The following is a 14,900-nucleotide window of genomic DNA, read 5'->3' on the forward strand; positions in this document are numbered from 1 at the left end:
ACCGGCCGTGCCACCCGAGGCCGGCCAAAACTCCCCAAGTTTTGGCCGGCCGCTTGGCGTCACCGGCCGTTCGCTCCCACGTCTCAGCGGAGGCTCACGACGTTTCTCCTAGTCAGGGCGATATGACCCTTCCGAAACGAGGGAAGTTTGTCCTATACGTGGGAGCGAACCCAGGCTGGTCCGTCAGGCCGACCTCCGCAGCATCGTCAGGACCTCCGCGACCACGCGTTCCGGCGCGAAGACCAAGTCTTCGTAAACGTATCTAAGGGTAGGCAGCCCTCTGAGCATGCCCGCGTTGTTCCGTCTCCGGTCTTTGAGGAAGGTCGCGCGATCCCAGTGGAAGTCGAATCCGTCCAACTCAATGATGAGGCGGCCTTCCACCAGCATGTCCACCCGCCCGAGCCCCCGGATCAGCACCTGTGTTTCCACGTGGAGCCCGGCAGCGCGAAAGAGTTCCCGGGCAATGACCTCCAACGGCGAGTCGGCGTCATGGCCTATGCCCTGCACCAACTGCCGCCGCAAGCTGTTTCGTGTTCCCGGCAGACGATCCATAAGCTCTGCCTTCGAAACCCGTCTGAGGCGTACCGCTGACTCGGCTATAACCAGCGCCTCCAAGCGCGGCCGGCAGCGGATTGCGTGCAGCACACAATCCAGGGTCCCTACGTAACCCCACCTCCCCTCGGCTGCGAGCCTGCCACGGTGCTTGATCACGGTCTCAGGTTGTCTGCCATGGTCCGCCCAGAGATGCAATTGGGGCGGGTCTTTCACTGTCCAGAGTCCCAGCTCCCCGGCGGCCGAGACGCAGGTGATGAGCCCGCCAGCCATCATCGCGATGCGCAGATCGGCATCCGCATTGGCAGTGCCTACTAGCCCCCGTCGAAGGGACGTCACGGCGCCCGACGCGACGGCCACCTTGATCGCATCCGGTCCGATGCCCGCCCGGCGCAGGTCCCTAACGAGGGCTGTTCCTCCTCTTTTCGCCACCCAGCCGGCGATCATTTCGGGAGTCTGCATGTAATCGAGGATGACCGCACCCTTCGGCCGCCACCACTGCCGGCCCGAAATTGTGGACATCGGATGACCAGCAATGAGTAGCGGCCGCCGAACACCTGCGAACGGACTGCATCGCCGGCGCCGAAGACTTCCCGGCCCAGTTGAACCTGCCAGTCCTCCGGCGGGGCCGCGAGGGGCTTCCCGGCTCGGCGTGGACCCGCCTAATCCTGACGCAGGGCGCGCACCAGCGAGTTGAACCGCTCGTTGGCGGCCAGGTCCTCGATCAGGACCGACGCCCCGTCCGGCCCGGCCAGCGGGATCCGCCAGTTCGGGTATTCGTCGGCGGTGCCCGGCTGGTTCTGGGTCCGAAGCTCCCCCACAGCGTCCGTGAGCGCAACGCCCAGCAGTACCGACGGGGTCTGCGTGATGAACGCGTGCAGCGCCTCGACGGTGCGTTGTTCGGCGGCGGGGCCGGCGCCGTCGTCGTGCTGTGGCGCGGCCGGCACCCGCGAGCGCACCGTGGAGAGCACTGCCTCTTGGGCTGCCTGGTCCAAAGCCCGTTCCTCCTCCACGGGCCGGTTCAGCAGGCCCAGCGATTCACGCAACTCCACGTGCTTGCCCGCCAGGTAGCCGGCGGTAGGCGGCAGGTCGTGCGTGGTGACGCTGGTCAGGCAGGATCGGCGGTAGCGCTCGGGTGCGCGGGGGCTGCCGTCCTCGTACTCAAACCACAGGATGGAGGTCCCCAGGATGCCGCGCTCGGCCAGGTAGTCCTGCACGCCCGGCTCGAACACCCCGAGGTCTTCACCAATAACGACGACGCCGGCCCGTTCCGCTTCCAGGGCGAGGATGCCGATCAAGGCCTCGTGATCGTAGTAAACGTAGGCGCCTTCGCCGGGAGGGCTGCCGGCGGGGATCCACCAGAGCCGGAACAGCCCGAGGATATGGTCCACCCGGATGCCGCCGGCGTGCCGCAGGATGGTCCGCAGCATATCCCGGTAGGCAACATAGCCGGATTCGGCCAGGCGGTGCGGATGCCACGGCGGCTGTGACCAGTCTTGGCCCTGTTGGTTGAACATGTCCGGCGGCGCGCCCACGGAGATGCCGGGCGTCAGCACATCCTGCAACGTCCAGGCATCGGCGCCGGTTGGATGGACGCCGACGGCGAGATCGTGCACTATCCCGATGTTCATTCCCGCATCGAGGGCGCTGGCTTGCGCCGCCTCGAGCTGCTCGTCGCACAGCCACTGCAGCCATTGATGGAACTCGCTGCGGTCCTTCAGCTCGCTCCGCTGTGCTTCGACGAAAGCGGCATCGGACCACTCCGGTGCCCCGGCCGGAACAGTTTCGGCCATGGCACACCACAGGGCAAAGCGCTCCAGCCCCTCGCCTTCCTGCGCGCGGAAGGCTTCGAACCGCTGCTGCCGTTCCGTGGACCGGGGCACCGCGAAGACCGTTTCCAGAGCCTGCAGCTTGGCCGCAAAAACCGGGTCGCGGTCCAGGATGACGGCGTCCAGGTTCGCGTCGTGGAAGTTGTTGGCCAGCGGGACGCCGCTGGCTTCGGGCACGTCCTCGACCCGCAGGTACAGGGGATTGACGAACCGGCGCGTGGAGGGCAGGTAGGGCGAGGGCTCCACCGGCGGTTTCGGCTGCGCCGCGTGCAGCGGGTTGATCAGGACGAACCCCGCACCCTTGGCCGCGGCCGTCTCGGCGAGGCTGGCCAGGTCATGCAGGTCGCCGATGCCCCAGGAGGACCGCGAGCGCACGGAGTACAGCTGTGCCATCAACCCCCATGTCCGGGGAAGGCGGTCGGCGGTGGTCAGGCGCCGCGGGGTGACCACGAGGGCACACCGTGCCTCGCTGTCGGATGGCTCCGGGGCCGCGCCGGTTCCGGGCTCCATCGACTCCGGCATTTCCGGCGCCGCGCCGGTCCCGGCCTCCACCGCCTCCGACCGGTCCGGGGTCGCGCCGGTTCCGGCCTCCATCGACTCCGACCATTCCGCTACTTCCAGCGTGTGCCAGCCCAGCGGGATGTCCGCGGGCACCACCGCAGTGAAACGAACAGGCGAGGCATCTTCCGACTCCTCCCGCCCGCCGGCCAGCACCTCGACGTCGCGCCGGGAGCCGTCCTCCAGCAGGATCCGGACCCGCGGACGGATGCCGGGCCGCGCATTGACCGGAACCTCGGTGGCACTGCCTTGGCGGACGACAACGGCGGGCGGCAGCGTGCGCTGCACCGGTGCCAGTTCAGCGGCCCGGAGGGAAGCCGTCACATCGTCGTCGGTGGCACAGGGGACGTCGAGCGCGGTGAGGACGGAAACCAGCGTTGCCTCACTGACTGTTTTCTCGCCGCCATCCCAGCCGCGGAAGGTAATGCCAACGCCATGTTTCCCCGCGAGGCGCTGCAGCGCCGAAAGTTCAGCCATAGACCCAATCTACGGTGAACTGTCCGGACGCGGGAACGTCCCTCCTCGGCCGGCCCTGAGAAGATAGTGGCCGCGAGAGGCGAAGCACCGCCGTCGTGCCGGGCATTCGCAAGCCGGGCATTGCGCGGCGTGCGGGCGAAGGCGGGCACCGCCGTCGTGCCGGGCCGCCGCAAGCCCGGGCAACCGCACGGCGTGCCGCCTCAGGGCCCGGGCGCCCACAGCCCGGACGCAACGCGGCTAAACATTTTTTGGTGCCGCGGCCGTTGGTTGCGAGAATGGACGGGACCATCCCGAGCGGTTGAGAGATCTGGCTCTTTGACACCGCAGCAACCATCCGGACGCCACCGGAAAGGTGCTACCGCCAGAAGCGATGGAGAGAGCGCAAGCAATCTTTGATCCGGACGGTGCCTGCACGGTACCGCCAGGACCGTCATTCCGGGAACCCAAGTTTTGAAGGAGCAACCGCCTGATGGCTGAACGCACATTCGGTTTCCGCACCCGTGCCCTGCACGCCGGCGGCACGCCCGACGCCGAGCACGGTGCCCGGGCCGTACCGATCTACCAGAGCACCTCGTTCGTGTTCAAAGACACCGACGACGCCGCGAACCTCTTCGCGCTGCAGAAGTACGGCAACATCTACTCGCGCATCGGCAACCCCACGGTCGCCGCGTTCGAGGAGCGCATCGCCTCGCTCGAGGGCGGCATCGGCGCGGTGGCCACGTCGTCGGGCATGGCCGCCGAGTTCATCACCTTCGCGGCCCTGGCCGGGGCGGGCGACCACATCGTGGCCTCGTCCAAGCTCTACGGCGGCACCATCACCCAGCTGGACGTGACGCTGCGCCGGTTCGGCGTGGAAACCACGTTCGTCGACTCCAACGACCCGGCCGACTTCGCCGCGGCCATCGGGGAGAACACCAAGGCCGTCTACACCGAGATCGTGGCCAACCCGTCCGGCGACATCGCGGACCTCGCCGGCCTGGCCGCGGTGGCGCACGACGCCGGGCTCCCCCTGGTCGTGGACGCCACCCTGAGCACGCCCTACCTGATCCGCCCGATCGAGCACGGCGCGGACATCGTGATCCACTCCGCCACCAAGTTCCTGGGCGGCCACGGCACCACCCTGGGCGGCGTCGTCGTCGAATCCGGCCGTTTCAACTGGGGCAACGGCAAGTTTCCGCAGATGACCGAGCCGGTGCCCAGCTACGGCAACGTGTCCTGGTGGGGCAACTTCGGCGAGTACGGCTTCCTCACCAAGCTCCGGTCCGAGCAGCTGCGCGACATCGGCCCGTCGCTGTCCGCGCAGTCCGCGTTCCAGCTGCTGCAGGGCGTGGAGACGCTGGCGCAGCGGATGGACGAGCACCTGGCCAATGCCCGCACCGTGGCCGAGTGGCTGGAAGCCGACGAGCGCGTCTCCTGGGTCAGCTACGCCGGCCTGCCCGCGCACCCGCATTACGAGCGGGGCCGGAAGTACCTGCCCAAGGGCGTGGGCTCCGTGTTCAGCTTCGGCGTCAAGGGCGGCCGCACCGCAGGCCAGAAGTTCATCGAATCGCTGCAGCTGGCCAGCCACCTGGCCAACATCGGCGACGCCCGCACCCTGGTGCTGCACCCGGGATCGACCACCCACCAGCAGCTCACCGCCGACCAGCTGGTGGCTGCCGGCGTGCCCGAGGACCTGATCCGCATCTCCGTGGGTCTGGAAGACGTGGACGACATTCTCTGGGATTTGGACCAGGCGCTGGCCGCCTCCCAGCAGGCCGGCGCCGAGCACGGCCCCAGCCGCGACCATGAGGACGCCGCGTTCGACAGCTCCGAGTTCGCCTCGCCCAGCTATGCCGGCGAGTCGTGCGCGATCCCGGCGGAGCGCTCCCCCCGGACAGAGCCCGGAACGCGCGTGGTCGAGTCCGTCGAAGAACTGATCGAAGCCGAAGAAGGAGCCGCCAAGTGACCGCGACACCGGAACGCACCTGGATCGGCCCGTCCGCCGCGGAGCGTCTAAACATCCTGCGCAACACCAAATCCATCGCCATTGTCGGCGCCTCGGACAAGCCGAGCCGGGCCAGCTACTTCGTGGCCACGTACCTGCTGTCCAGCTCGCCGTACAAGGTGTATTTCGTGAACCCGGTGGCGAAGGAGATCCTGGGCCAGCCGGTGTACAAGTCGCTGGCGGACCTGCCCGAGGTGCCGGACCTGGTAGACGTCTTCCGCAGGCACGACGACCTGCCCACCGTTTTGGAGGAAACCCTGGCCGTCGGCGCCAAGACGCTCTGGCTGCAGCTGGGCTCCTGGCACGAAGAGGTCGCGGCCCGGGCCGAGGCCGCCGGCTTGAACGTGGTGATGGACCGCTGCGTGAAGATCGAGCACGCCCGCTTCCACGGCGGCCTGCACCTGGCCGGCTTCGACACCGGCGTGATTTCCTCCAAGCGGCAGCTGACCGCCTAGGCGGGCGCCCCGCCGGCCTGCCGCCTCGAGCGCCTGCCGCCCCGCCCCTTGTCCCCCGGCCTTCCGCTTCGAAGGCAGGGGCAAGGGGCGGGTTTTTTCGTGCCCGGAAGTAGACGGAAAGAGCCTTCAAGGATTTCCCCAAGGTCCTCGTCGGATGCTGTGGCCAGCCACACATCACTCGACTAGGGGGAGTCACCGTGTTTACTGCACCAACCGATCCGCAACCGAGGAGGGGCACCGAACGTGCCGACAAGGGGAGGCCATCCTTCCCCCGGAAAGTTACGGCCGGGCTCGCCGCGCTGGTGCTGGGCGCGGGCGTGCTGCCCTCCGCCCTCGCCCCCGCGGCGTTGGCAGCGCCGGTAGGCCAAGGCCTGACCCTCAATGCCGGGGACATGCGGTTCATCCTGAAGCAAATCAAGATCGCGGAAAACCACGCCACCAAGGAAGACGCCGAGGGCAAACCCGTGCCGGGCCAGCCGCTCCTGGGCCCCGGCCCCAACCAAATAGCCAATCCGCTGCTGCCCTACGGGCTGCGCACGGTGGACGGGTCCGACAACAACCTGGTGCCCAACCAAGGGCACTTCGGCGCCGCCAGCCTGCCCTTCCCGCGGCTGGCAGAACCGGAATGGCGGACCACCGCCGGCGGGCAGTCGTACAAGTCGGTCAACGTTCCGATGATCCGGGACGCGGACCCGCGCTTCGTCAGCAACGTCATCGTGGACCAGACCTCCACCAATCCGGCCGCGATTGCCGCGGCGGGCAAGGCACACCGGACGGTGAACGACGGCCCCACGGCGGTCCCCTGCGACGACGAGGGGTTGCCCCTGAACTGCGTTCCCGACGGCGAGACACTCGACATCCCGAATGTCACCACCGACTTCGGGCTCTCGCCGCCATACAACGGCTTCTTTGCCCTCTTCGGCCAGTTTTTCGACCACGGCATCGACTTCACCAAGAAGACCAGCAACGTCGTCATGATGCCGCTGGCCACGGACGATCCGCTGTACGTGGAGGGATCGCCCACAAACTTCATGCTGCTCAACCGGGCGGAGAACCAGCCCGGCCCCGACGGCAAGCTCGGCACAGACGACGACGTCCAGGACGCCACGAACACGGACTCTCCGTGGGTCGACCAGAGCCAGACCTACTCGTCGAATCCGTCCCATCACGTCTTCCTCCGGGAGTACGAGCTCAACGAGGACGGCGACCCGGTCTCGACCGGCGAACTGGCCGAAGGCGAACCCGGCGGCATGGCCACCTGGGCGGACATCAAGGCACAGGCCGAGTCCATGCTCGGCCTGAAGCTCTCCGACGCCGACGTCGTGAACATCCCGATGCTGGCCACCGACCAGTACGGGCGCTTCCTGCGCGGCCCCAACGGGCTGCCGCAGTACATCACGCAGGACAAGCAGTTCGTGGAAGGGAACCTGGAGAACCCCGTCGCGCCGCCGGCGGATGTCCAGCGGATCGGCATCGCGTTCCTGGACGACATCTCCCACTTCGCGGCACCGTTCGACTCGCGGGGCGCGGCCCTGACACCCGACGGGGACGGCGGCATCACGCCCACCAGCGGCCGGCAGGACCCGGGCACCTACGACGACGAAATGCTCGACGCGCACTTCGTTGGCGGCGACGGCCGCCTGAACGAGAACATCGGCCTCACCGCCGTCCACCAGGTCTTCCACTCGGAGCACAACCGGCTGGTCACCTACATGGAAGAACTGCTGACGTCCCTGAACCTGGACCTGAACGAGTGGAAGCTGCCCAACGGCGAATGGAACGGGGAGCGCCTCTTCCAGGCCGCACGGTTCGTGACGGAGATGGAGTACCAGCACATCGTCTTCGAGGACTTCGCTCGCAAGATCCAGCCGGGCATCAATCCGTTCAACGTCTTCACCCAGTCGGACACGGCGATCGACCCGGCGATCGAGGCGGAGTTTGCCCACGCGACCTACCGGTTCGGTCACTCCATGCTGACGGACACCGTGGATCGGAAGACCAACAGCGGAGCCGACATCGGCCTCCCGCTGCTGGATGCGTTCCTGAATCCACCGGCCTACTACGCCAACGGAGACAGCACGATGACGCCCGAGCAGGCGGCAGGCGCGATCGCGATGGGCATGACCGACCAGGTGGGCGCAGAGCTCGACGAGTTCGTCACCGACACGCTGCGCAACAGCGTGCTCGGGCTGCCCCTGGACCTGGCCGCGCTCAACATCGCCCGCGGCCGGGAGACCGGCGTCCCGTCGCTGAACAATTTCCGCAAGGACCTCTACGCGAAGACCAGCGAGTCGTCCCTGAAGCCCTACAGCAGCTGGGTGGACTTCGGGCAGGCGCTGAAGCATCCGGATTCGGTGGTCAACTTTATGGCCGCTTACGGCACGCATCCCAGCATCACCGGGGCGACGAGCATCGAGGCCAAGCGCGCGGCGGCGCAGAAACTCTTCGACATGAGCCCCGACCCGGCGGCCGAAACTCCGGCCGATGCCTACGATTTCGTCAACAGCACCGGGGAGTGGGAGAACGACGGCGCCGCCTCCAGGACCGGTTTGGACACGGTCGATCTGTGGGTGGGGGGCCTGGCCGAAGCCCAGAATCTCTTCGGCGGGCTGCTCGGCTCCACCTTCAACTACATCTTCGAACGCCAGATGACGGACCTGCAGGACGGTGACCGTCTCTACTACCTGTCCCGCACCTCGGGCCTGAACCTGCGGGCCCAGCTCGAAGGCAACTCCATGGCCGAGCTGGTGATGCGCAATACCGACGCTTCCGCGCTCAAGGCCGACGTCTTCGGCGTCGCCGACTGTGAGTTCGAGATGGGCAACATCACCGGCACCACGGGCAACAATGTGGCCGATGATCCCGCCTCGGCCTGCGACGAGTCAGCACTGCTGCTCCGCATGGCGGACGGCACCATCCGCTACCGCGTCTCCAACAGCGTGGACCGCCCGGGCCTCAACGCCCAGGCGACCTACAACGGCAAGGACGATGCCGGCGGCGCAGACGGGACGGACCGGATCTGGGCCGGCGTCGACAACGACACCGTCTGGGGCAACGGCGGCAGTGACATCATCGAAGGCAACGACGGCGCCGACACCCTCCTGGGCGGCGCCGGCAACGATCGGATCACCGACTCCCACGGGGACGACGTGATCAAGGGCGGGCCGGGCAACGACGCGATGGACGCCGGTCCCGGACTCGACGTGATCATGTCCGGCGACGGAGACGACTTCTCCAACGGCGGACTCAACGGCAACCAGACCTTCGCCGGCGAGGGCAATGACCTCGTGATAGCCGGCGACGGACCGGACACGGTGTTCGGCGGCGGCGGCGATGACTGGCAAGAAGGCGGCAACGCGAACGACCTGCTCCAGGGCGACAGCGGTGCCCCGTTCTTCGACGACATCAACAACCCCGGCCACGACGTCCTCATCGGCGACAGCGGCGAGGACGACTACGACGCCGAGGGCGGTGACGACGTCATGGTCGCCGGTCCAGGGATCGAGCGCAATCACGGCGTCTACGGCTTCGACTGGGTGACCCACGCCCGGTCGGTCGAGGCAGCCGATTCCGATATGCGCATGATCATCGTGGAGGGCCCGAACGCGCTCAAGGACCGGTTCCTGCTGGTCGAGGCCCTCTCCGGCTGGGACAAGGACGACGTCTTGCGCGGCGATGACGTGATTCCGGCCGATCCCGACAACGAGGTGGCGGTGCCCGGCCTCAGCAATGTGCTGGACGCCGAGGGCATCAAGCGGATTGCCGGCCTGGCCGAGCTGCTGCCCGCCGGTGCCACCGAGTTCGGCGCCGGCAACATCATCATCGGCGGCTCCGGGAGCGACCAGATCTGGGGCAACGGCGCGGATGACGTCATCGACGGCGACAAGTGGCTGAACGTGCGGCTGAGCGTACGCGACGCTCAGGGCGCTGAACTGCGGTCAGTCACCAGCCTGAAGACCATCCAGGCCGATATTATGGCCGGCCGGATCGACCCGGGCGACGTCGTCATCGTGCGGGAAATCCTCAACAGTGCGGCTTCGACCGACGTCGACACCGCCAACTTCTCCGGCGCGCTCGATGAATACGACATCACCACCGTCGACGGAGTCACGACCGTCGCGCACGTCCGCGGCGGCGGGGACGACGGCACCGACACCATCACCAATGTGGAGCGCCTCCGGTTTGCCGACCAGACCATCGAGCTGACGGATACCGAAGCCCCCTCGGTGACGGACCGCGCTCCTGCTGACGGGGCAACCGGCGTGGCCGTCGGGGTCGACATCACGGCGACCTTCAGCGAGGACGTCCAGGGCATCTCCGGGACGACGGCCACGCTGACGGCCGCGGAAGCAACGGCACCGACCGCCGCCACCGTGACCTACGATCCGGTGACCCGAACGGCGACGCTCGACCCGGTGGCCGACCTGGCGATCGACACGGTCTACACCGTTGCGCTCACCAGCGGCATCCGGGACGCGGCGGGCAACCCACTCGCTGCCACCAGCTGGTCGTTCACCACTGCCGGACCGGCTCCATCGGTGACCGGGCGCAGCCCGGACGCGGACGCCACGAACGTGGCCACCAACAGCAACATCACCGCCACCTTCAGCGAACCGGTGACCGGAGTCGACGGCACCACCTTCCGGGTCACCAACGCGGCCGGCACGGCAGTGACCGCAACCGTCAGCTACGACGACGCGACCCGCACGGCTACCTTCGACCCCGCAAATCTGCTGGCCAACCGCACCTATACCGTGCAGCTGACCGGCGGCATCCGGGATCTGCAGGGCAATGCCCTGCCGGCCACTACGTGGAACTTCTCCACCGAGGCCGCACCGGTTATCACCGAACGGACGCCGGCGGCGAACGCCACCGACGTGGCCACCAACAGCAACATCACCGCCACGTTCAGCAAACCGGTCACCGGAGTCGACGGCACCACCTTCCGGGTCACCAACGCGGCCGGCACGGCAGTGACCGCAACCGTCAGCTACGACGACGCAACCCGGACGGCTACCCTCGACCCCGCCAATCTGCTGGCCAGCCGCACCTACACGGTGCAGCTGACCGGCGGCATCCGGGACCTTTCGGGTAACCCGATCACGGCCACCACGTGGAGCTTCACCACCGAGGCCGCACCGGTCATCACCGAACGGACCCCGGCGGTGAACGCCACCAACGTGGCCACCAACAGCAACATCACCGCCACGTTCAGCAAACCGGTCACCGGAGTCAACGGCACCACCTTCCGGGTCACCAACGCGGCCGGCACGGCAGTGACGGCAACCGTCAGCTACGACGACGCGACCCGGACGGCTACCCTCGACCCCGCCAACCTGCTGGCCAGCCGCACCTACACGGTGCAGCTGACCGGCGGCATCCGGGACCTTTCGGGTAACCCGATCACGGCCACCACGTGGAGCTTCACCACCGAAGCCGCGCCGGCCATCGCCGGACGGACCCCGGCGGTGAACGGCACCAACGTGGCCACCAATGGGAACCTGACGGTGACGTTCAGCGAACCGGTCCGAGGCGTCAGCGCCAGCACGGTGACGCTGAAGACCGCCGCAGGCACGGTTGTGCCGGCGACGGTCAGCTACAACTCTGCGAAGCGCACGGTCACCGTGACTCCCAAGGCGATTTTGCCGAGCAGCACCCGCTTCACGGTGAGCCTCAGCAACGGCATCACGGACGTCAACGGCAACCGCCTGGCGGCCTCCAGCTGGAGCTTCACGACGGAAAGCCGCCCCACGGTGTCCAAGCGGACGCCGGCAGCCGGAGCCACGTCGGTCAGCCGGAGCGGCAACGTGTACGTGAAGTTCAGCGAGGCTGTCTCCGGAGTCAGCGGGTCCAGCTTCAAGCTGGTCGACAGCAAGGGCAAGACCGTTTCGGCCAAGGTCAGCTACAACTCGAGCACCAAGACGGCAACCCTGAACCCGTCGAGCAACCTGAAGGCCAATGCCAGCTACAAGGTTCAGCTGAGCAGCAGCATCAAGGATGCCTCGGGCAACCGGCTGTCGGCCACCAGCTGGTCCTTTCGGACCGGACGGTAAATAACCGCCTCAACCAATAGAGTCCAGGCTTCGGAGTAATCCGGGGCCTGGACTCTGTCCGGCCCCGGACCCCGGAGGCCCACCGGCGTCAACACATCCCCGACCACCGGGATGACAGAAGCCGCGCCACAGCTTGTTGGGGGGTTAAGCTTTGGCGCGGCTTCCTCATCTACGTAATCGCGGCCGGACACGGAGAAGTTACGGGTTGGGTGAAACTTTCTCGAAAATATTTTTGACCGCCCCCGGCCGCCCCTTCGGCCGCCGCCCAACGGCCCGCAGCATCAGTGCGCCGAGACGATCTCCACCGTGCTGGTGAGCCGCCGGTTTTTGAGCACCGGCAAAAACTCGCGCACCTCGTCGATCCGGCGCCTGGTCACGTCAACGGTGACCACGCCGCGGAGTTCGTCGTCCAGGAAGCCCTTCGGGATGCCCATCGGGTCCAGGATCGCCGAATGGCCCACGGTGTTGGTGCTCGACGTGCCGGCCGCGGCCACCCAGCAGGTGTTCTCGATGGCACGGGCGCGCAGCAGCGTTTCCCAATGGTCGATCTTGTGGTCGCCCTTGAACCAGGCGGCCGGCACACACAGTACGTCGGCGCCCTCCGATGCCAGCGCGCGGGCGAGCTCGGGGAAGCGGAGGTCGTAGCACGTAAGCACCCCGAAGTTCAGGTCGCCCAGCTGCACAATCTTCAGGCCGCCGTCACCGGGCTTGATCCGCTTGGACTCCTGATACGAGAACGCGTCGTAGAGGTGAAGCTTGCGGTAAGTGTCGACAATCCGGCCGGTGGCGTCGACGATCACCAGCGTGTTGTACGGCCGTTCCTCCCCGCTGGATTCGTAGCCGCCGGCGATGATCGCGATGCCGACTTCGGCGGCGATGAAGGACAGCTGCTGCACGAACTTGGTCCAGTTGGCGTCCACGGCCGCGGCCAGGTCGCCCTCGACGTGGCGAACGGTGAACATCGATTCCTCGGGAAACACGACCAGCTCGGCGCCGTCGGCCTTGGCTTCTTCCGCGAGCGAGCGCACCGTCTGGAGGTTCTCGGTCACGTCCCCGCTGGGGTTAAGCTGTCCGACGCTGATCTTCATGATGCGCTCCCGTCTTGATGGCGGTGTATGTCCTTCCAGCCTACCTAAGACCAACTCGCCGGGCGCTTCCGCAGACTCAGCGGATTCACCGCACGACGGCGGCGTACCGGCTCAGTGGGTACCGGCGCCACCCCTTTTGCTGACTCGCGGAGTGCCCCGGCAATCCGGGCCTGCCCTGCAATGCCGGCGGCTTGCCGTGTTATCCGGCACTCCGGTCGGCGTCAGCGGCTACCGGCGCAGCGCAGGATCGCCTCGACGGAGCGGTCGGCGTCTTCTTCCGTGGTGGACCAGTTGCAGACGCTGATCCGCATGGCGGCCTTGCCGTGCCACGTGGTCCCCGAGAGCCAAAGCGTTCCGTCCTCCTGCACCCGGCGGACTACCTCGCGGGTGAAGTCGTCCGGGTCTGAGCCGTCCTCCGGCGTGAACCGGACCAGCACCTGGTTGAGCACCACCTCGTTGAGGATCTGCACGCCGTCCGCCTGGGCCAGCCGCCCGGCCATCCGCGATGCCAGCGAACAGCAGCGCCACACGAGGTCCGCCACCCCCTCGCGGCCGAGCGTCCGCAGCGCGGCGTAGGCCGGGAAGCCGCGGGCGCGGCGGGAGAACTCCGGCACCCACGCCACCTCGTCCCGTTCGGCCCCGTACTCCAGGTACGCGGCATGCGGCGGGGACATGGTGCGCTGGTGCACCTCGGCGTCGCGGACAATGGCCACGCCGGAGTCGTACGGGACGTTGAGCCACTTGTGCGCGTCAGTCGCCCACGAGTCGGCCAGGTCCACGCCGTCGAGCAGGTGCCGGTGCTCCGGGCTGGCGGCTGCCCACAGCCCGAACGCGCCGTCGACATGGATCCAGGCGCCGTCCCGGCGTCGTACACGGTCCACCGCCGGCCGGATGGGATCGAAGGACCCGGTGTTCACATTGCCGGCCTGCAGGTTGACGATCAGCGGCATGTCGGCGGGAACCCGGTCCAGCACCGCGTCGAGCGAGTCCAGCGTGATGCGGCCCTGCGCGTCGGTGGCCACCGAGTAGACCCTGCGGCGACCCAAGCCCAGGTACTGCAGCGCGGTCAGCACGGTGCTGTGGGCTTCTTCCCCTACGACGACGGCGATTTCCGGCGCGCCAAACAGGCCGTCGCCCACCACGTCCCAGCCCATCCGTTCCAGCACTGCCGTCCGTGCCGCAGCCAGGCAGGTGAAGTGGGCCATCTGGCAGCCGGTCACCAGGCCGAAGCCGGAATCCGCGGGCAGCCCGAACAGGTCCAGCAGCCAAGCGCCCACTGCCTCTTCCACCACGGAGGCGGCCGGGCCGGCCACATACAGCCCGGCGTTTTGGTCCCAGGTGGAGGTCAGCCAGTCGGCGGCGAGCGCTGCGGGCTGGGCGCCGCCGATCACGAAGCCGAAGTAACGCGGACCTGCCATTGCCACGGCGGCCCGCCCGCCGACGTCGGCCAGGTGCTCAATGACCGCCTGCGGATCTTCTCCCTGCCGCGGCAGTTTTCCCGCCAGCTCGCGGCGCAGGGCAGCCACGTCCAGCCCCGATTTCACCGGTCGTCCGGGCAGGGATTGCAGGTATTTTGCCGCCAGCTCGGCCGTGCGGTGGAGCAGTTCGTCGTCCGCCATGACGAGCATGATACGCCGCGGCCATGCCCTGCGACAGGCGGGGGCAGGAACACGCTTGCCGCGGGGACATCCCGCAGCAAGCAGGGCAGGTCCCGGCACTCACGAGTCGGCCGGGATGGCGTCGGCGATCCGCGGCCCGAGCGGGCGCAGAAAGGGGCGCGAACATCGCTGCCCGCGCCCCCGCCGTCGTCATCTATTGGTGCCCGTTGAGGCCTTAGCCCCGCGCCCCGCCGTCGTCAGCTAATGGTGTCCTTTGAGGCTTTAGCCCCGCGCCCCCGCCGTCGT

General features: G+C 67.8%; 7 protein-coding genes and 1 riboswitch. Of the genes, 3 read left to right on the top strand and 4 right to left on the bottom strand.

Features of this window, described 5'->3' with window-relative positions; all coding sequences use genetic code 11:
• Positions 1–183 precede the first annotated feature (183 nt).
• Both AC5RVG_RS07150 and malQ read right to left on the bottom strand, forming a co-directional pair.
• Complete coding sequence (locus AC5RVG_RS07150) at positions 184–1,014, bottom strand: endonuclease domain-containing protein (protein ID WP_494013297.1); 831 nt, start codon at positions 1,012–1,014, stop codon at positions 184–186.
• 200 nt (positions 1,015–1,214) lie between these two features.
• On the bottom strand, positions 1,215–3,416 hold the full coding sequence (gene malQ, locus AC5RVG_RS07155; RefSeq protein ID WP_494013298.1) for a 4-alpha-glucanotransferase: 2,202 nt from the start codon (positions 3,414–3,416) through the stop codon (positions 1,215–1,217).
• A gap of 282 nt (positions 3,417–3,698) precedes the next feature.
• Positions 3,699–3,793: riboswitch (SAM riboswitch) on the top strand.
• A 92-nt stretch (positions 3,794–3,885) separates the two neighbouring features.
• On the opposite strand from malQ, the gene AC5RVG_RS07160 reads away from it, so the two are divergent.
• From AC5RVG_RS07160 to AC5RVG_RS07170, 3 genes are all read left to right on the top strand, one after another.
• Positions 3,886–5,361 (top strand): O-acetylhomoserine aminocarboxypropyltransferase/cysteine synthase family protein, encoded by a 1,476-nt coding sequence (locus AC5RVG_RS07160; RefSeq protein WP_494013299.1) that lies wholly within the window; start codon positions 3,886–3,888, stop codon positions 5,359–5,361.
• On the top strand, positions 5,358–5,855 hold the full coding sequence (locus AC5RVG_RS07165; protein WP_494013300.1) for a CoA-binding protein: 498 nt from the start codon (positions 5,358–5,360) through the stop codon (positions 5,853–5,855). Before AC5RVG_RS07160 ends, AC5RVG_RS07165 begins: the two co-directional genes overlap by 4 nt.
• 197 nt (positions 5,856–6,052) lie before the next feature.
• Positions 6,053–11,908 carry an Ig-like domain-containing protein gene (locus AC5RVG_RS07170; RefSeq protein ID WP_494013301.1) on the top strand — a complete coding sequence of 1,952 codons (5,856 nt, stop codon included), beginning with the start codon at positions 6,053–6,055 and terminating at the stop codon, positions 11,906–11,908.
• Positions 11,909–12,189: 281 nt separating this feature from the next.
• Here AC5RVG_RS07170 and AC5RVG_RS07175 read toward each other — a convergent pair whose 3' ends face one another.
• Both AC5RVG_RS07175 and AC5RVG_RS07180 read right to left on the bottom strand, forming a co-directional pair.
• A complete protein-coding gene (locus tag AC5RVG_RS07175; protein ID WP_494013302.1) occupies positions 12,190–12,996 on the bottom strand; it encodes a carbon-nitrogen hydrolase family protein in 807 nt (268 codons plus the stop codon).
• 221 nt (positions 12,997–13,217) lie between these two features.
• Positions 13,218–14,615: a pyridoxal phosphate-dependent decarboxylase family protein gene (locus tag AC5RVG_RS07180; RefSeq protein WP_494013303.1), complete on the bottom strand. Its 1,398-nt coding sequence runs from the start codon at positions 14,613–14,615 to the stop codon at positions 13,218–13,220.
• Positions 14,616–14,900 lie beyond the last annotated feature (285 nt).

This window comes from Arthrobacter senegalensis (genome assembly GCF_059091765.1).

Coding starts and splice junctions, on each gene's coding strand:
- AC5RVG_RS07180 (WP_494013303.1), bottom strand. CDS start 14,615: ATGGCGGACGACGAACTGCTCCACCGCACGGCCGAGCTGGCGGCAAAA.
- AC5RVG_RS07160 (WP_494013299.1), top strand. CDS start 3,886: ATGGCTGAACGCACATTCGGTTTCCGCACCCGTGCCCTGCACGCCGGC.
- AC5RVG_RS07175 (WP_494013302.1), bottom strand. CDS start 12,996: ATGAAGATCAGCGTCGGACAGCTTAACCCCAGCGGGGACGTGACCGAG.
- malQ (WP_494013298.1), bottom strand. CDS start 3,416: ATGGCTGAACTTTCGGCGCTGCAGCGCCTCGCGGGGAAACATGGCGTT.
- AC5RVG_RS07150 (WP_494013297.1), bottom strand. CDS start 1,014: ATGCAGACTCCCGAAATGATCGCCGGCTGGGTGGCGAAAAGAGGAGGA.